The following is a 17,122-nucleotide window of genomic DNA, read 5'->3' as shown; positions in this document are numbered from 1 at the left end:
CATGGCCGGTCTCGGGGTGGGCATCGGCTGGCGGGCCGAGCTGGACCTGTCGATCGAGCGGATGAGCGGCGTCGACTTCGTCGAGGTGGTCGCCGAGAACATCAAGCCCGCCCGCCTGCCCGAGTCGTTACGCCTCCTGCGCGCCAGGGGCTTGCCGGTGATCCCGCATGGGGTGTCGCTCGGGGTCGGCGGGGCCGAGCCGCCCTCGGAGGCGAGGCTGGCTCACCTGGCCGCCTGCGCTCAGGCGCTGGGCTCGCCGCTGGTCAGCGAGCATCTCGCGTTCGTGCGGGGCGGCGGGATCGAGGCCGGTCACCTGCTGCCCGTGCCCCGCACGTACGAGTCCCTGCGGGTCGTCACCGAGAACGTGCGCCGGGCTCAGGACGCGCTGCCGGTGCCGCTGGCTCTGGAGAACGTCGCGGCGATCTTCGGCTGGCCGGACGACGAGCTGACCGAGGCCCAGTTCCTCGCCGAACTGGTCGAGCGCACCGGGGTCGGGCTGCTGATCGACGTGGCCAACCTCTACACCAACCAGTTCAACCTGGGCCTGTCGGCCGTGGCCGCGCTCGACGCGCTGCCGCTGGAGCACCTCGCGTACGTGCACGTGGCCGGCGGGTACGAGCACCACGGGATCTGGCACGACACGCACACCACCGCCGCGCCGCAGCCCGTGCTCGACCTGCTCACCGAGTTGTGCGCCCGCGCCGGCCCGCCGGGCGTGCTGCTGGAGTGGGATGACGAGTACCCGAGCGACGCCGCCCTGGAGAACGAGCTGGCGAAGATCCGCACGGCGATGTCCCTCGCCCGGGAGCCCGGATGACGGACCCACGCGTCGGGGCGCCCGAGCCGACCGCCGGCCCCTCGGACGTCGAGGGACCGGCGGGGGCCAGGGAGCGGCTGGCCGAGGCGCAGGCGCGGGTCGTGGCGGCTCGCGTGGCCCTGGCGGAGGTGCCCCGGGGCTTCGACCCGGGGCGGATGCGGGCGCAGGCGGCGAGCCTGGTCTCCAAGCGGCGTGCCATCGTGGCCAGGATCAGGCCGGACACCGCCGTGGCGGCCGGTCCCGACCTGGCCGCGGAGTTCGCCGCCTACGCCCGCTCCCGCGGCGAGCCGCCGCCGAACTACCGCACCGACGCCGACGACTTCGCCGCCTGGCTGCGCGAGCGGGGACGGATGCCGGACCCGCCGCGCAGGTCACGGTGGTGGTCGCGCCTCCTGCGTGGCGTTTAGGTGACTTTCCGCCGGAAACGGGAGGGGCGTGGGGGGACTTCGCTGTGTCGATGGCAGCTATCTGACGGTTACGCCGGTCGCGTGCACCGACAGCGTCGGCATGCCGTACGAGGTCACGCTGGAGCTGCATCGGGACGGCACCCCGTACGGCAGCGTGGGCGAGCGGTGCGGCTGGCTGCTGGCCCGCCTGGCGCGCGGCGTCGACGAGGCCCGCCAGGGCAGGGGAGCGGCCAGGCAGTGGGCCGATCCCGACGACAGGTTCCCCGATCAGGAGCCCGACAGCGAGCTGTTCTCTTTCCGCTATCGCACCAGGTCGGGCCTGGTCGGCGGTGGGGAGCTGCGCTGCCAGCTGCGGACCATCCCGTTGTGGCAGCCGGGGCGGCGCGAGTGGCGGGTGACCAGGCGGGCGTATGTGGAGGCGTGGGGCGCCACGGGCGTGGGCATGCGGGCGGTGCTGACGTCGGCGGAGTTGTCGGCGTTCGTGGGAGGTCTCGTGAAGGAAGCCGCAGAATGTCTGGAAGGCAGAGACTTGGCCACGAATCCAGTGAAGGGAGCAGGCACGCCTGAATCGCGGTGATAATTGCCTGTTGGGTCATTCGACCGAAGGCAGAGCACCCCTCCCGGGAGGAACTCCGTGGGCCTGCGCGATCTGGTCTACCGGCTCTATGAGCGCCGGCTGGAGGCGAAGCTGTCCAAGGACAGCGTCCCCCGGCACGTCGGGGTGATCATCGACGGCAACCGCCGCTGGGCGCGCGCCATGGGCATGCGTGACGTGGCCACGGGCCACCGCAAGGGCGCGGACAAGATCTCCGAGCTGCTCAACTGGTCCCGCGAGACCGGTGTCGAGGTCGTCACGGTCTGGATGCTGTCCAACGACAACCTCAACCGGCCGAGGGAAGAGCTGGAGCCCCTGCTGCGCATCATCGAGGACGTGACGCGGGAGCTCGTGGCGGAGGGCTGGCGGATCAGCCCGGTGGGAGCGCTCGATCTTCTGCCCGACCGAACGGCGAATGTCCTGAAAAGTGCAAAAGAAGAGTCATCTCACCGTCCAGGCCTGATTGTGAACGTTGCAGTTGGGTATGGAGGAAGACGTGAGATTGCCGATGCGGTGCGCTCACTGCTCCAGGAGCATGCGAGCAAGGGGGCGAGCATCGAGGACCTCGTCGAGGTACTCGATGTCGAGCACATCGCGGAGCATCTCTACACTCGCGGCCAGCCCGACCCGGATCTCCTCATCCGGACCTCGGGCGAGCAGCGTTTGTCCGGCTTCATGCTCTGGCAGAGCGCTCACTCAGAGTTCTACTTCCACGAGGCGTACTGGCCGGACTTCCGCAGGGTCGACTTCCTGCGGGCGCTGCGTGACTACGCTGCGAGACACCGGCGTTACGGTTCCTGACGCGACATGTGGGTATCCAGGACGTAACGTTGGAAGTGTCCGGTCACAGGCCGGACACTCCGGAGAGGGCCCGCCTTTGCACCAACATTTGCCGAGGGGGCCGGAACCCGGCTCTGACGGCAGTTCGCGGTCGGGGATGCGGGTCCGGTCCGATTTCCCGCCTCGTCTGCAGGGCGCCCGCACGTATGGGCGCCCGGGGGAGAACGTGTGGCAGTGTCCTCGAGCAACCCTACTCACCAGTCGGCCAAGCGCACGTACGTGCTGGACACTTCGGTCCTGCTAGCCGACCCGGCGGCAATGACCCGCTTCGCAGAGCACGACGTCGTCCTTCCCATAGTGGTCATCACGGAGCTGGAGGGAAAGCGGCATCACCCCGAGCTCGGCTACTTCGCGCGGAAGGCCCTGCGCTACCTCGACGACCTGCGCGTTCAGTACGGCAGGCTCGACGAGGCCATGCCCACGGGTGACGGCACGATCAGGGTTGAGCTCAACCACAGTGATCCATCCATCTTGCCTGTCGGGTTCCGTCTGGGCGACAACGACACGCGCATCCTGACCGTGGCGCGCCATCTGGCCGCCGAGGGCTGCGACGTCGTCCTGGTGTCCAAGGACCTGCCCATGCGGGTCAAGGCGGCCTCGATCGGCCTGGCGGCCGAGGAGTACCGCGCCGAACTCGTCCACGAGTCGGGCTGGACCGGGATGTCCGAGATCCAGGTGACCGCTGAGGACGTGGACACGCTCTTCGATCAGGGCACCGCCGACCTGGAGGAGACCAGGGACCTGCCGGCGCACACCGGGCTGCGGCTGCTGTCGGCCAAGGGCTCGGCGCTGGGGCGCGTGCAGCCCGACAAGTCGGTGCGGCTCGTGCGCGGCGACCGCGAGGTGTTCGGCCTGCACGGCCGCTCCGCCGAGCAGCGCATCGCGCTCGACCTGCTGATGGACCCGGAGATCGGCATCGTCTCGCTCGGCGGCCGGGCCGGCACGGGCAAGTCGGCGCTGGCGCTCTGCGCGGGCCTGGAGGCCGTCCTGGAGCGCCGCCAGCACCGCAAGGTGGTCGTCTTCCGCCCCCTGTACGCCGTCGGCGGCCAGGAGCTCGGCTACCTGCCGGGGACCGAGGGCGAGAAGATGGGTCCGTGGGCGCAGGCCGTCTACGACACGCTGGGGGCGATCACGTCTCCTGAGGTGATCGACGAGGTGCTCGACCGGGGCATGCTGGAGGTGCTCCCGCTGACGCACATCCGCGGCCGGTCGCTGCACGACGCGTTCGTGATCGTCGATGAGGCCCAGTCGCTCGAACGCGGGGTGCTGCTGACGGTGCTGAGCCGGATCGGCGCCAACTCGCGGGTCGTGCTCACCCACGACGTCGCCCAGCGCGACAACCTGCGGGTCGGCCGGCACGACGGCGTGGTGGCGGTGGTCGAGAAGCTGAAGGGCCACCCGCTCTTCGCCCACGTCACGCTGACCCGCTCCGAGCGCTCCCCGATCGCCGCCCTGGTCACGGAGATGCTCGAAGACGTGACTTTGTAGTCACTTCAACTCGCCGCAGGTGAACTGCCCCTCCGATCTGGAGGGGCGGTTCTGTTCGACGCGGACGATCTTGACCTCCTCGTAGGCCGCGTCCTGCTGGGCCGTGCAGACGATCTGCGCCTTGCCGAGCGGGGTCAGCGTGCCCTCGCCGCGAATGATGACGGTCAGCGTCGAGGTGCGCGGCAGCTTGATCTCGTCGCGCCGCACGGGGTTCAGCGAGTCCTTGATCCCCTGGTACGTGAACCCGCGCAGCGCCGTGTCCCGGTCGCCGAGCGGCTGCGTGGAGGCCTGGAAGAGCGCCCCGAGCAGGCTGTCCACGGTGTCGTCCTCGACGTCGGCGGGTTCCAGGCTGAGGTCGCCGTCCTTGATCAGGTAGATGGTCTTGGACGGCGGCGGGATCCTGATGGTGGGGGCGTTGCCCCTGTCCTGGACGTCGGTGGGCGCGATGCCGCAGGCCGTCACGGCCAGCAGGGCGAGCAGGGGGAGCAGGGCTTTCATGTGTGTGGCAGCCAGACCGTGAAGAGTGTGCCGGGTTGCTGGGCGCGCACGGAGATCGTCCCCCCGTGCAGGTGGACGTTGGCCCTGGCGATGGACAGGCCCAGCCCGCTGCCCTGGCTGCGGGCCCGGCCCGTGCCCGCCTTGAAGAAACGGTCGAAGACGTGGGGCAGCGCCTCCCGGGGGATGCCCTTGCCGTGGTCGCGCACCTTGACCTCCAGGCCGTTCTCGGTGCTCCTGGCGTTGACCTGCACCGGCGGCGCGCCGTGCTTGAGCGCGTTGCCGACGAGGTTGGCCACGATGACGTCGAACCTCCTCGGGTCGAGGTTCGCGGTCAAACCCTGGGAGGCGTTCACCTTGACCTGGTCGCTCCAGCCGCGGACCACCAGGCAGTCCACGATGGCGTCGGCCACGTTCACCGGTTCGAGGTTGAGCGTGGCGGTGCCCGCGTCGAATCGGCTGATCTCGATGAGGTGCTCGACCAGTTCGCGCAGGCGCTCGATCTCCCTGAGCACCAGCCGTACGGCCTCCGCGGGCGCCTCTGGCAGCCGGCCGGCCTCCTCGGAGAGCACGTCGGCCACGGCCGTCATGGCGGTCAGCGGCGTGCGCAGCTCGTGGGAGACGTCCGCGACGAACCGGCGCGACATGGCCTCAAGCGAGCGCAGCTCGGCCACGCTCAGCTCCAGCGCGGCCGCCGCGTCGTTGAACCTGGCGGTGAGCTCGGCCAGCTCGTCCTGCCCGTGGACGGGCAGCCGGGTGTCCAGCCGGCCCTGGCCGAGTGCCTGGGCCGCCGCGCTCAGCCGCCTGACGGGCAGCAGCACCTGCCTGGCCGACAGCAGCGCCACGACCAGCGCGATCAGCACGATCGCCGCGCCGGCCTGGGCGAGCGTGGCTCTGAGCGTGGCGAGCTGGCTCTCGTCGTCCTGCATCGGGAAGAAGACGAACGCCCGAAGCCCGGTGGCCTCGGCCTTGCCCGCCGCGTCGCGGTAGACCTCGGCGCCGACGATGAGCCAGAGCTGGTTGCGGATGACCTTGCGCTGGGTGACCAGGCTCTGTTTGGCCCGGCCGTACAGCTCGTTCGGCACGTCGCTCATGGCCATGGGGCCCTCTGAGGCGATCAGGGTGCCGTACTCGACCAGCACGCCCCTGCCGGGCCCGTTCAGCGCGTTGGCCACGATCCCGAGCTCTTTGTCGGTCGGCGCGGCCTCGCCCGGCCTGAGCCTGCCGATGGGGAAGCTGATGTCGGCCAGCTCCCTGGTCACCAGGTCGAGCGAGGTGTTCTCCGCGCGGGTGATGAGCGCGGCCTTGGCCAGCTCGTAGCCGATGGTGGCGACCAGCACCGAGGCGGTGACGGCGACGAGCGTGAAGGTGATGACGAGGCGGGCACGCAACCCGGTGGGCAGCGGGATCACGGGGGGCTGAACCGGTAGCCGAATCCGCGCACCGTGTGGATGAAGACCGGTTCGGCGGGTTTCGGCTCGATCTTCGCCCTGATCCGCTGCACGCAGGCGTCCACCAGCCGGGAGTCCGCGATGTGCGTGTGGTCCCAGACCACGCGCAGCAGGTAGCGCCGGTTGAGCACCTGGCCGGGGTGGCGGACGAGCTCCAGCAGCAGCCGCAGCTCGGTCGGTGTCAGGTGGATCTCCTTGCCGGCCAGCATGACCTTGAGCGCGCCGCGGTCGATGACGAGGTCGCCGAAGGTGATGCGGTCGGAGGTGGCGGACTCGGCCCTGCGCAGGACGGCGCGGATGCGGGCGTCCAGGACTCTGGGCTCGACCGGTTTGACCACGTAGTCGTCGGCGCCGGCCTCCAGACCGACCACCACGTCGAGGTCGTCGCCGCGGGCCGTGAGCAGGATGACGGGGAGCTGGTCGAGTTTGCGTACGCGGCGGCAGACCTCGACGCCGTCGATGCCCGGGAGCATGACGTCGAGGATCGCGATCTCCGGGCGGCGGGACCTGATGTGGTCGAGCGCCTCCTCGCCAGTCGCGTAGGACGTGACGGAGTGCCCCTGACGGGTCAGCGCCAGCTCGAGAGCCGTGCGGACCGAGGGGTCGTCTTCAACAAGGAGGATGCCAGCCACGCGCACATTATTATTCCATGTCCCGAATACCCGGCTTGTGTCACCAAACTGTGACATTACGTAGATGGGATCCCGAAGTCTGGGCGAAAGGCTCTAAGGGGCTTCCCTTCGGATACGGGCGCCTGAGGGGGAGCCACCACGTGTGAGGAATATCACACTATTTCGGAAAGGCCGTGCTTACCTGCTGGTTAGCCAAGCCAACGCCAAGCGATTCTCGCGTTTCGGTTGCGGAGTACCCCCCAGGACAGGGCAAGCTCATGGATCGTGAGCCACGGTCCGCAGTTGAGTGAGCGCCGACGCCGCCCCCCGGAGGAAGACTTCCCCCCGGCGCGTCGGCCGTCGCGCTTCACCCCGAAGCGCATCGTCATCACCGTCGTCAGCCTGGCGGTCGTCTTCGGCGGTGGCGGCTACGTCGTCAACCGCGCCATGGAGAACGCCAGCAAGCCGCCCGCCGAGGCATTCTCCGTCAAGGAGCTCGGTGCTCTGGCCAACGGCCAGCTCGGTGCGCCCGACCCCGAGAACGACGCGCGCAAGAACGCCGCGGTGCAGGCTTTCAAGGCCGACCAGCTCAAGAAGGGCCGCTCGGACACCGACCCCGACGACGTCGACTGGGTGGTCCCGAAGCAGGCCCCGTCCGGCGACGGGTTCCCTCCGGTCAACTTCCCGCCGGGCAGTAACCCCTCGCCCGGCAGCAACAAGGCCACCGCCAAGGCCATGCTCGCCTCGGCGGGGTTCGGCGGCGACCAGTGGGGCTGCCTGGAGCGGCTCTGGCAGAAGGAGAGCGGCTGGAACGAGCGGGCGATGAACCGCTACTCCGGCGCGTACGGCATCCCGCAGTCCCTGCCGGGCACCAAGATGGCCAGCGCGGGCAGCGACTGGCAGACCAACGCGGCCACCCAGATCAAGTGGGGCCTGGGCTACATCAAGGGTCGTTACGGCTCGCCGTGCGCCGCGTGGGGCCATTCTCAGTCGGTGGGTTGGTACTAACAGGTCAACTTTCCTCCTCCAATCGGCAAGCCGCCGCGCCCGAATCGTGTAGACGGGCTCAGGCTTGGCCGCATGGGTGTGAAGGTCAGTGTGATCGTCAATGTCCACAATCCGGGCAACACCGCCGATGCGTGCATCCGCTCCGCGCTGGATCAGACGCTGCCCGCGCACGACTACGAAGTGATCTTCGTGGACGACGGATCCACGGACGGGATCGGCGAACGCCTCGACACCATCGCCGCGGTCCGTGACAACGCCCGCACGCTGCACCTGCCGCACACGGGCTCGCCGATGCGCGGCCGCAACGTGGGCCTGGCGGCGGCCGCCGGCGAATACGTCTTCTTCCTCGACCCGGGCGACCGCCTGGAGAAGGACGCGCTCGCCCGCATGTACGAGCGCGCCGTGGAGACCGACGCCGACGTGCTCGTCGGCCGCCTGGTACGCGACCAGGGCACCCCGACGACGGCCTTCCAGCGCAGCACCGCCCGCGCCGACATCCTGCGCGACCGCCTGCTCACGCTGCTCGTCCCCGAGCAGCTCTACCGCCGCGCGTTCCTGGAGGAGCACGAGCTGGGCTACTCGGTGCCCGGCGGCCGGCTGGCCGAGCAGGCGTTCGCGCTGCGGGCCTTCCTGCAGGCCAAGGTCATCACCGTGCTGGCCGAGCACGTCTGCTGCCACCTCGGCGAGCGGCCGGCGACCGAGGAGGACCCGCGGGCGATCGTCAAGGAGCTGCGCGCGCTGCTGGACGACGTCGACCGCTTCATGGACGCCGGCCGCCAGCGCGACCGCATGTACGCCCACTGGCTCCGCTACGCCCTGCTGCGCCCCCTGATGACCGCCAAGTTCGCCGACTCCTCCGTCGACCGGGGCATGCACTTCCGCGCGGTGCAGGAACTCGTCGCCGAGCGTTTCCCCGAGAGCCTCGACAGCTACCTGCCCGTCCAGCTCCGGGCCGTGGCCGCCTACGTCCGCACGGGACGCCTGGACCAGATCGTGCTCATGGCCAGCTCCTCCAGGCGCGCCGGCCTGCGCTCCGACCTCACCGAGGTGCGCTGGGACGCCCACGTCCTGGTGCTCGGGATGACCGTGGAGGTGATGTCGGGCGACGGCACACCCGACAGGTACCGGGTGGACGGCGACCGGCTGCACTGGATCCCGCCGCGTTCCCTGGGCGCCAGGTCGCTGACCGATGATGTCACCGACATCACCGAGGCGGTCGACCGGGCCAAGGTGGAGCTCTACATCCGCCACACGGACACGGGCGTGGTGCACTTCCTGCCGCTGACCCAGCACGTGGAGCAGATCAAGGAGGGGCGCCGCCGCGTACGGATCCAGATCAAGGCCGAGACCAGGATCGACGTGACCAGCGTCGCGTTCGGCCGGCCGCTGCGGCCGGGGCAGTGGGAGCTGCACATCCGCATGTTCAGCGGGGCCAACCAGGCCAAGAGCCGCGTCAGCCGCCCCGAGGGGCCGCTCAACTGCCTGGGCGTGCTGGCCCAGCGGCCCAGGACACGGCTGGTGGTGCCGTGCTGGAGCGACAACGGGGAGCTGGGCCTGGCCGTCGAGCCGCGCTCGTTCACCGAGTCGATCGCGCTGGTGTCACCGGGCGTGGAGGTCAAGCAGGTCGACGGGCACGCCTACGTCGTGCTGCCGGTGCCGTACGTGCCGCCGAGCGGCGGGCCGCCGCTGGAGCTGGTGCTGCGCAGCACCGGCAGGCGCGTCCGCGAGATCAGCGCGCCCGCGCTGGTCGAAGCCGGGGTGCCGGGCGTGCTGGCCGGGCAGCTCGTGGCCAAGGTACCGGTCAAGCGCATGCTCCCCGGCCCCGACCGGCTCGGCCCCGGCGGCTGGTTGTCATCGCTGCGCTCCTCCGACGAGGAGATCGGGCTGCGGTTCGCGCTGGAGATGCGCAGAGGCAGGATCGCGACCCGCCCCACCACCGCGGTCAATCCGGGACGGCGCTCGCCCCTGGGCAGGGACACCGTGCTGCACAGGATCGGCCGGCGGCTGCCCGGCGCGCGGCACCTGGTGCGCCTGGCGCGCGCGGGCAAGCACCGCTACCTCAAGGACTGACCCACCCCTCCAACTCCTCGAAGGCGTTCCTGAACGCCGGGAGCATGGGGGTGAGCTGCCCCGGATAAGCGTCCACGAGACTGTCCAGGTGGTTGCCGCCCTCGACCCGGTGGTAGCGGAAGGGCCGGTGCGGGCCGACCATCTCCGCGTAGACGTCGGAGTCGCGGGAGATGGGCAGCAGCGTGTCGAGCGTCCCGTGGATCGTGATCAGCGGCTTGGTGATCCGGCCGGTGAGTGCGATCTTCGCGACCGCCGCGTACGGCCTGCGCTTGTCGTAGTCGTAGTCGGCCGGCGCGCCCTGGTAGGAGGGGTCGAGCTCCTTCTGGTAGAGCTGCTGGGTGAGCTCCCAGTAGTACTGCCGGTGGAAGGGCCACAGGAACTCCGAGCCCGCCGCGAAGCCGGCCGCGCGCACGCCCGCCTCGTCCGGGTACGCCTTGAGCGCCGGCGGCAGGAAGTTCAGCAGGTTGTCGCCCTTGACCCGCCAGAGCGTGCCCTCCCAGTCGACGCCTCCGTCGTAGAGCCACCCCCGGTTCTCCAACTGCCACCTGACCAGGTAGCCGCCGTTGGAGATGCCCGCCACGAACGTGCGCCGGGGCTTGGTCCCGTACCGCTGCCTGACGACCGTCTTGGCGGCCACGGTGAGCTGGGTCAGGCGCTCGTTCCACTCGGCGATGGCGTCGCCGGGGCGGCGGCCGTCCTCGTGGAAGGCGGCGCCGACGTTGCCCTTGTCGGTCGCGGCGAAGGCGTACCCCTTGGCCAGGACCCAGTCGGAGATCGTGTAGTCGTTGGCGTACTGCTCCCTGTTGCCGGGGGTGCCGCCGACGACCAGGCCGCCGTTCCACTTGTCGGGCAGCCTGATCACGAACTGGGAGTCGTGGTTCCAGCCGTGCGTGGCGTTGGTGGTGGAGGTGTCGGGGAAGTAGCCGTCGATCTGGACGCCGGGCACGCCCGTCGGGTTGACCGTGGCGGCCGAGTGCAGCCCGGCCCAGTCGGACGGGTCGGTGTGGCCGCTCTTGACGGTGCCGGCCGTGGTCAGGTCGTCCAGCGCCGCGATGACCTGCCGCTCCGCGCCCGGCACCGTGAGGTGCTGCACGGGCGTGAGCAGGCTCGCCACCAGGGTGAGCGCCAGTAACATCTACGCCTCCCTCAGGTGGGCCGCCAGCAGCCGCAGGAACGTCTGCGGGTGCTCGATGTGCGGGCTGTGGCCGCAGTCGTCGATCACGGCCTCGCGGTAGCGGCCGTAGCGTTCCAGCACCGCCCTGGTCTGGGAGACCATCGGCTGGGCCGGGGTGCCGGGGGAGCCGGGCACGGCGCCGAGCGTGCCGAGGTGGGCCAGGTCGAACAGGGAGGTGTCGGAGACGATCACGTCGTCGGCGCCCCTGATCCACAGGATGGGCGGTTTGGGGGTGATCTCGTGGAGGTCGTCCAGGCGGAAGTGGGTGGGGGCGATGGCGTTGAGCACGCCGAGCTTGCCGGGGGCCACGTGCGGCCAGGCGTCGGAGGTCGCGGGGTCGCCTGGGTAGTGGGCCTCGCCCACCCTCGTGGTGAGCATGGCGCGCAGGTAGAAGTCCTCGTCGGGGACGGCGGGGTTCTTGACGTAGGAGGAGCGGAGGACGTTCCGTGGGGACGTAGGCGACTCATCCGACATGTCGCCCGCCTTGAGACGGGCCACGAAGTCCTGGTTCGCGGCCCCCGCCCCGGAGCCCGCGCCGTCCGGATGCGTCAGATGGCCGTCGTGGCCCTCCGTGCCGCCGAACCCGTACGGGGAGATGGGGTTGACCAGAGTGAGGCTCCTGACGGCCGCCGGGCGGTCGCGCAGGGCCTGCAGCACGACGCCGCCGCCCAGGCTCCAGCCGACCAGGTGCACCCCGTCCAGGTCCAGCGCCTCGATCAGCTCCAGCACGTCGTCGGAGTAGTCGCGCAGGCCGCGCGTGGCGTCCACGGGCTCGGGGTCGGTCTCGCCGAAGCCGCGCAGGTCCACCGCGAGCGGGCGGTACCCCTCCGGCAGCGCGGCCAGGCTGTCGCGCCAGAAGGCGCTGGAGGAGACGTTCCCGTGCACGAAGAGCACGGGCTCGCCGGTGGTCCTGCCAGTCAGGACGTGCTGCGTCAGCCGGGGGGTGGTGACCTTCATCGCGCGGGCGTCCTGTCCGCCAGGTCGCTGCCCCGGGTCTCGCGGGCGGCGTAGACCGCGACGAGGGTGAGCACCGCCGCCAGAGCGAGGTAGAGCGAGATGGGCAGGCTGCTGCCGTATGCCTGAAGCAGCGCGACCGCGATGATCGGGGCCAGCGCGCCCGCCACGATCGCCGAGAGCTGCGCGCCGATCGAGACGCCGGTGTAGCGCATCCGGGTGCCGAACAGCTCGGAGAAGAAGGCGGCCTGCGGGCCGTACATCATGCCGTGGAAGAGCAGGCCGACGGTGACCGCGAGGGTGATGGTGAAGAAGTTCCCCGTGTCCACGAGCGGGAAGAACGCGAAGATCCACACGCCGATTCCGGCGGCCCCCGCCAGGTAGATCGGGCGGCGGCCGAAGCGGTCGGACAGCGCGCCCCACATCGGGATCGTGATGAAGTGGATGGCCGAGGCGATCAGCACCGCGCTCAGCACGGTGGAGTTGGCGATCCCGTTCGTCTTCGCGTATGTGATGACGAAGACGGTCAGCAGGTAGAAGGAGATGTTCTCGGCCAGGCGGGCGCCGATCGCCACGATCACGTCCTTGGAGTGGTGGCGCAGCACGCCGACGATCGGCGCCCTCGGCTCCGGCTCGGCCTGCTGGAACACCGGCGACTCGCTGATCGACATCCGGATCCAGAGCCCGATCAGCACCAGCACGCCCGACAGCAGGAACGGCACCCGCCACCCCCACGACAGGAACGCCTCCTCCGACTGGAAGGCGGCCAGCGCCGCCAGCACGCCGGTGGCCAGCAGGTTCCCGCCGGGCGCGCCGGCCTGCGGCCAGGAGGCCCAGAAGCCGCGCCGGGCCGTGTCGCCGTGCTCGGAGACGATCAGCACCGCGCCGCCCCACTCGCCGCCGAGCGCGAAGCCCTGCACCAGCCGCAGCGCGGTCAGCAGCAGCGCCGCGGCAGGGCCGAGGCTCTCGTACGTCGGCAGACAGCCGATCAGGAACGTCGCCGCGCCCATCATCAGCAGGCTGACGACCAGCAGGGTCTTGCGGCCCAGCCGGTCACCGAAATGGCCGAAGACCAGGCCGCCGAGCGGGCGGGCGACGAATCCGACGGCGTAGGTGAGGAACGACAACAACGTGCCGGTCAGCGGGTCGGACTCGGGGAAGAAGAGCTTGTTGAACACGAGCGCGGCTGCCGAGCCGTACAGGAAGAAGTCGTACCACTCGATGGTGGTGCCGATCAGGCTGGCGGCGACGATCTTCTTGATGGAAGTGGCCATGCCGGTCACCGTAGGTTGTGACCGGTGTCACTCATATGGGGCCGGGGCCCACAGTCTGCCGGGTGGATGTGTGGCTGAGCCGGTTCAGGCGCAGGGCAAGCTGGATCTCCAGCGCGCGCTCCGGCTCCTGCCAGCCGTCGCCGAGCAGCCTGCCGATGCGGTCCAGCCGCTGGGTGACGGTGTTGACGTGGATGTGCATGGCCTCGGCCGTACGCGAGGGGGAGCCGCCCGTGCCGAAGTAGGCGGCCAGCGTGCCGGCCAGGGCGGTGCCCCTGCGGGCGTCGTAGTCGAGCACGGGGCCGAGCACCCTGGTGACGAAGCCGCGCACGTCGCGGCCGTCGCCGACGAGCAGGCCGACGAAGCCCAGCTCGGCCGCGCCCGCGCCCTCGCCCGCCCGGCCCAGCGCGATCAGCGCCTCCGCGCACCGCCGCGCCTCCTGGTAGGCGCCGGGGACGTCCCCCGTCAGGCTCGTCCTGGACGCGCCCGCGGTCGCCGGGCTGTGGAGCGAGGCGGTCAGCTCGGCCGCCACGCGCTGCGCGACGGCACCGGCGTTCTCGCCCGGCAGCAGCAGCACCACCTCGCCGGCCCGTCCCGCGGCCAGGCCGTGCCCCAGCGCGGCCTGCGAGGAGGCCCAGAACGCCGCCCGTTCCCGCTGCCCCTCGTGCCGCGCCACCACCAGGACGTGCGGCGCCGACAGATCGACCCCCAGCCGCCGCGCCCGGTCGGCCAGCCCGGGGGAGTCGGGGCGCGAGATCAGGTCGTCGAGCAGCTCGCCCCTGACCCGCCCCTCGGCCTCGGCCACACTCCGCCTGAACAGCAACATCAACGCGCACACCAGGGCCGCGCGCTCCAGGATCCGCCCGTCGGCGTCGTCGCTGCGCAGGATGAGCGTGCACAGCGGCTCGCCGCCCACGTCCACGGAGGCGATCAGCAGGTCGCCCCGGCGCACGGTGCGCCCCAGCGCCCTGGACGCCTGCGCCGCCTCGAACACCCCGGCGTCAAGCTCTCCCACCTCGCCGGTGATCGCCCGGCCCAGGTCGTCGAGCACGGCCAGCGAACCGCCGAGCACGTCCGTCACCACGGACGCCACGTCCTCGATCCCGCCGCCCCGCAGCACCAGCGAGGTCATCCTGTCGTGGGCCAGCGCCGCCCGTTCCACGGCCGCGCCGTGCTCCCTGAGCGTCCTGTGGGCCTGCGAGAGCTCCTCCAGCGCGTTCCTGGTCTCCTGCAGCAGGCGGGCGTTGTCGATCGCGACGGCGGCGTGCGCGGCCAGGCTGGCCAGCAGCGACACCTCCTCCTGGTGGAAGGGCCTGGCGCTGCGGTTGGCGGCCATCAGCACGCCGATCACCCGCTGCCCGAGCCGCAGCGGCACCCCCAGGATCGCGACCAGGCCCTCCTCCTTGACGGCCTCGTCGATGTCGTCCTTGTGCCTGAACCTGGCGTCGGCGAAGTAGTCGGCGGTCGCGTACGGCGTGGCCGTCTGCGCGACCAGGCCGCCCAGCCCCGCCCCCATGGCCAGCCGCAACGCCTGGAACTTCGCCGAGATCGACCCGTCGGTGACCCGCATGTAGGTGTCGCCCCGCTCGGGGTCGTGCAAGGTCATGTACGCGATGTCGGTGGCGAGGAGCTGCTTGGCCCGGTGCACGATGGCCTCCAGCACGGCGTTCAGGTCGCGCAGCGCGGCCAGGTCGCCGGCCGTGTCGTACAGCGCCGACAGCTCGGCCTCCCGCCTGGCGCGGCGCTTGAGCAGCGCGCGGACCTTGAGCGCCTCGACCTTGGCCTGCTCCAGCGCCTCGATCGTGGCAGGATCGGCGCCCGCCGCCCTGGCCTCGATGATCGGCCCCTCGAACTCGACCGCCGACGCCTCCCTGGCCAGCAACTCAAGGTAAGGGGTCACTACCGGGCCGTCCAACCGCCGTCCAGGGGGAGGGAGACGCCGGTGATGAAGGCGCCGCTCGGGCCGCAGAGGTAGGCGACGAGCTCGGCGACCTCCTCGGGCTCGATCAGCCGTTTGATCGCGGCGGGCCGCAGCATGATGTCCTCGACGACCTCGTCCGGCTCGATGCCGTGCACCTTGGCCTGGTCGGCGATCTGCGCCTCGACCAGCCCGGTGCGCACGTACGCCGGGCACACGCACGTCGAGGTCACCCCGTGGGCCGCCCCTTCGAGCGCCATGACCTTGGAGAACCCCTCCAGCGCGTGCTTGGCCGTCGTGTACGCCGACTTGTACGGCGAGGCCCGCAGCCCGTGCACGGACGAGATGTTCACGAACCTCCCCCAACCCCTGGAATACATGCCGGGCAACACCCTGCGCGCGATCAGGAACGGCGCCTCGACCATCACCCTGAGCATCGTGGAGAACACCTCGGGCGGGAACTCCTCGATCGGCGCCACGTGCTGGAACCCGGCGTTGTTCACCACGATATCGATGGGTTCGTCCGGAAGGGACGCGCCGAACTCGGGGTCGCTCAGATCGGCGACCACGGCCGCGCCGCCGACCTCGGCGGCGACCTTCTCGGCGGACTCGGCCCGCATGTCGACGACCAGCACTCTCGCCCCGGCCGAGGCCAGTCGCCGGGAGCAGGCCGCCCCGATGCCACCCCCGGCCCCCGTCACCAGCGCGGTCCGCCCCGTCAGCTCCTTCGCCATAACCCGAACCCTAGGCGCTCCCCGCGCCACGACGCATGGGTGCGGGCGACATAGATGAGTCGCACGCTATGTGGATCACCGAGATCTGTTATGTTGTCCGCATGATCGCGTATTCGCTCCAGTGGTGGCCCGCCTCCTAGGCGGACCTTCCCAGCGCATACGCACCGGCCGCCTCGACGAGGCCGCCGGCGGCATCCGCATCCGCGCCCCCGTCGAGCGAACAGACGAAAGGGGCGCCTGCCATGAACACCTGGCCGACACTGCTCACGACCCTGCTCAACGGCGACTCGCTCACCTCACGCCAGGCCGCCTGGGCCATGAACCAGATCATCTCCGACCTGGCGACGGACGCCCAGATCGCCGCGTTCGCCATCGCGCTGCGCGCCAAGGGCGAGAGCGTGGCCGAGGTGTCCGGCCTGGCCGACGGCCTGCTCTCCCGATCGACGGCCATCAGGGTCTCCGGCGACCCCGTGGACCTCGTCGGCACCGGCGGCGACCGGGCCGGCACCGTCAACATCTCGACGATGGCCGCCATCGTGGCCGCCGCCGCGGGCGTGAAGGTGGTCAAACACGGCAGCCGGGCGGCCTCGTCCAAGGCGGGCTCGGCCGACGTGCTCGAAGAGCTCGGCGTGGTCATCGAACTGCCACCCGCCGCGGTGGTCAAGATCGCGGACGAGGTCGGCATCACGTTCTGCTTCGCGGCGGCGTTCAATCCAGGATTGAGACGCACGGCGGGGCCGCGGCGCGAACTGGGCGTCCCCACGGTCTTCAACTTCCTCGGCCCGCTCGCCAACCCTGCGCTGCCACCGGCTCAGGCGGTCGGGGTGTTCCACCCGGACCTGGCCCCGGTCATCGCCGGTGTGCTGGCCGAGCGCGGCTGCTCCTCGCTGGTCTTCCGCGGCGACGACGGACTCGACGAGCTCACCACCTCGGGCCCCTCCACGGTCTGGGTCGTGCGCAGGGGCGTCGTGACCCGCACCTCGTTCGACCCCGCCGACCTGTCCATCCCGCGCGCCCGCCCCGCCGACCTGCGCGGCGGCGACGCGCGGCACAACGCGGACGTGGCCAGGGCCGTGCTCGCGGGCGAGCCGGGCCCGGTGCGGGACATCGTCCTGCTGAACGCGGCCGCCGCCGTCGTGGCCGCCGACGGGACGCCGCGCGCGCCAGAACTCACCACCGCCCTGGCGGCGGCCCGCAAGCGGGCGGCGGACGCCGTGGACTCCGGCGCCGCCCTGGCGCTGCTCAACCGCTGGTCGGAGGCCACGCGGGCGCACGCATCACGGGGCTGA

The 17,122-nt window shown here is 71.0% G+C and carries 16 protein-coding genes; 8 read left to right on the top strand and 8 right to left on the bottom strand.

Translation table 11 applies throughout. The features are described from left to right. Position 1 precedes the first annotated feature (1 nt). From ACFOY2_RS13595 to ACFOY2_RS13575, 5 genes are all read left to right on the top strand, one after another. On the top strand, positions 2-817 hold the full coding sequence (locus tag ACFOY2_RS13595; RefSeq protein ID WP_379528341.1) for a DUF692 domain-containing protein: 816 nt from the start codon (positions 2-4) through the stop codon (positions 815-817). Further along, positions 814-1,224: a hypothetical protein gene (locus ACFOY2_RS13590; protein ID WP_379528340.1), complete on the top strand. Its 411-nt coding sequence runs from the start codon at positions 814-816 to the stop codon at positions 1,222-1,224. The genes ACFOY2_RS13595 and ACFOY2_RS13590 overlap by 4 nt, the downstream gene beginning before the upstream one ends. 28 nt (positions 1,225-1,252) lie before the next feature. Next, on the top strand, positions 1,253-1,801 hold the full coding sequence (locus ACFOY2_RS13585; protein ID WP_379528339.1) for a hypothetical protein: 549 nt from the start codon (positions 1,253-1,255) through the stop codon (positions 1,799-1,801). Positions 1,802-1,858: 57 nt separating this feature from the next. Next, entirely contained in the window at positions 1,859-2,620 is a 762-nt protein-coding gene (locus ACFOY2_RS13580; protein ID WP_379528338.1) for an isoprenyl transferase, read from the top strand. A 258-nt stretch (positions 2,621-2,878) separates the two neighbouring features. Next, a complete protein-coding gene (locus tag ACFOY2_RS13575) occupies positions 2,879-4,147 on the top strand; it encodes a PhoH family protein (RefSeq protein WP_379528678.1) in 1,269 nt (422 codons plus the stop codon). Here ACFOY2_RS13575 and ACFOY2_RS13570 read toward each other — a convergent pair whose 3' ends face one another. Genes ACFOY2_RS13570 through ACFOY2_RS13560 form a run of 3 tightly spaced genes read right to left on the bottom strand, consistent with a single transcriptional unit; the run spans position 4,148 to position 6,725 of the window. Then, positions 4,148-4,645 (bottom strand): hypothetical protein, encoded by a 498-nt coding sequence (locus tag ACFOY2_RS13570; RefSeq protein WP_379528337.1) that lies wholly within the window; start codon positions 4,643-4,645, stop codon positions 4,148-4,150. It lies immediately after the preceding gene. After that, positions 4,642-6,054 carry an ATP-binding protein gene (locus tag ACFOY2_RS13565; protein ID WP_379528336.1) on the bottom strand — a complete coding sequence of 471 codons (1,413 nt, stop codon included), beginning with the start codon at positions 6,052-6,054 and terminating at the stop codon, positions 4,642-4,644. Before ACFOY2_RS13565 ends, ACFOY2_RS13570 begins: the two co-directional genes overlap by 4 nt. Further along, on the bottom strand, positions 6,051-6,725 hold the full coding sequence (locus tag ACFOY2_RS13560; RefSeq protein WP_357824450.1) for a response regulator transcription factor: 675 nt from the start codon (positions 6,723-6,725) through the stop codon (positions 6,051-6,053). Before ACFOY2_RS13560 ends, ACFOY2_RS13565 begins: the two co-directional genes overlap by 4 nt. Before the next feature lie 282 nt (positions 6,726-7,007). On the opposite strand from ACFOY2_RS13560, the gene ACFOY2_RS13555 reads away from it, so the two are divergent. Both ACFOY2_RS13555 and ACFOY2_RS13550 read left to right on the top strand, forming a co-directional pair. Further along, the gene (locus ACFOY2_RS13555) at positions 7,008-7,712 is read left to right on the top strand and encodes an aggregation-promoting factor C-terminal-like domain-containing protein (RefSeq protein ID WP_379528335.1); all 705 of its coding nucleotides are present in this window, start codon (positions 7,008-7,010) and stop codon (positions 7,710-7,712) included. Between the two features lie 72 nt (positions 7,713-7,784). After that, positions 7,785-9,782 carry a glycosyltransferase family 2 protein gene (locus tag ACFOY2_RS13550; protein WP_379528334.1) on the top strand — a complete coding sequence of 666 codons (1,998 nt, stop codon included), beginning with the start codon at positions 7,785-7,787 and terminating at the stop codon, positions 9,780-9,782. Here ACFOY2_RS13550 and ACFOY2_RS13545 read toward each other — a convergent pair. From ACFOY2_RS13545 to ACFOY2_RS13525, 5 genes are read right to left on the bottom strand one after another with little or no spacing between them, the layout of a single operon-like run. Then, positions 9,772-10,917 (bottom strand): alpha/beta hydrolase family protein, encoded by a 1,146-nt coding sequence (locus ACFOY2_RS13545; RefSeq protein ID WP_379528333.1) that lies wholly within the window; start codon positions 10,915-10,917, stop codon positions 9,772-9,774. The two genes, ACFOY2_RS13550 and ACFOY2_RS13545, sit on opposite strands and share 11 nt — an antisense overlap. After that, positions 10,918-11,913 (bottom strand): alpha/beta fold hydrolase, encoded by a 996-nt coding sequence (locus ACFOY2_RS13540; protein WP_379528332.1) that lies wholly within the window; start codon positions 11,911-11,913, stop codon positions 10,918-10,920. Further along, on the bottom strand, positions 11,910-13,184 hold the full coding sequence (locus ACFOY2_RS13535) for an MFS transporter (protein WP_379528331.1): 1,275 nt from the start codon (positions 13,182-13,184) through the stop codon (positions 11,910-11,912). The genes ACFOY2_RS13540 and ACFOY2_RS13535 overlap by 4 nt, the downstream gene beginning before the upstream one ends. Positions 13,185-13,215: 31 nt before the next feature. Then, on the bottom strand, positions 13,216-15,081 hold the full coding sequence (locus ACFOY2_RS13530; protein WP_379528330.1) for a helix-turn-helix domain-containing protein: 1,866 nt from the start codon (positions 15,079-15,081) through the stop codon (positions 13,216-13,218). Continuing rightward, positions 15,081-15,833, bottom strand: coding sequence for a 3-hydroxybutyrate dehydrogenase (locus ACFOY2_RS13525; RefSeq protein WP_379528329.1), 753 nt, complete (start codon positions 15,831-15,833; stop codon positions 15,081-15,083). Before ACFOY2_RS13525 ends, ACFOY2_RS13530 begins: the two co-directional genes overlap by 1 nt. Before the next feature lie 242 nt (positions 15,834-16,075). Between ACFOY2_RS13525 and trpD the strand changes: the two genes are divergently transcribed. Further along, entirely contained in the window at positions 16,076-17,122 is a 1,047-nt protein-coding gene (gene trpD, locus ACFOY2_RS13520) for an anthranilate phosphoribosyltransferase (RefSeq protein ID WP_379528328.1), read from the top strand.

Source organism: Nonomuraea purpurea (assembly GCF_042650645.1).
GTDB lineage: Bacteria > Actinomycetota > Actinomycetes > Streptosporangiales > Streptosporangiaceae > Nonomuraea > Nonomuraea purpurea.
Note: the sequence above shows the minus strand (reverse complement) of the source record. Positions and strands in the feature narration are given on the sequence as shown.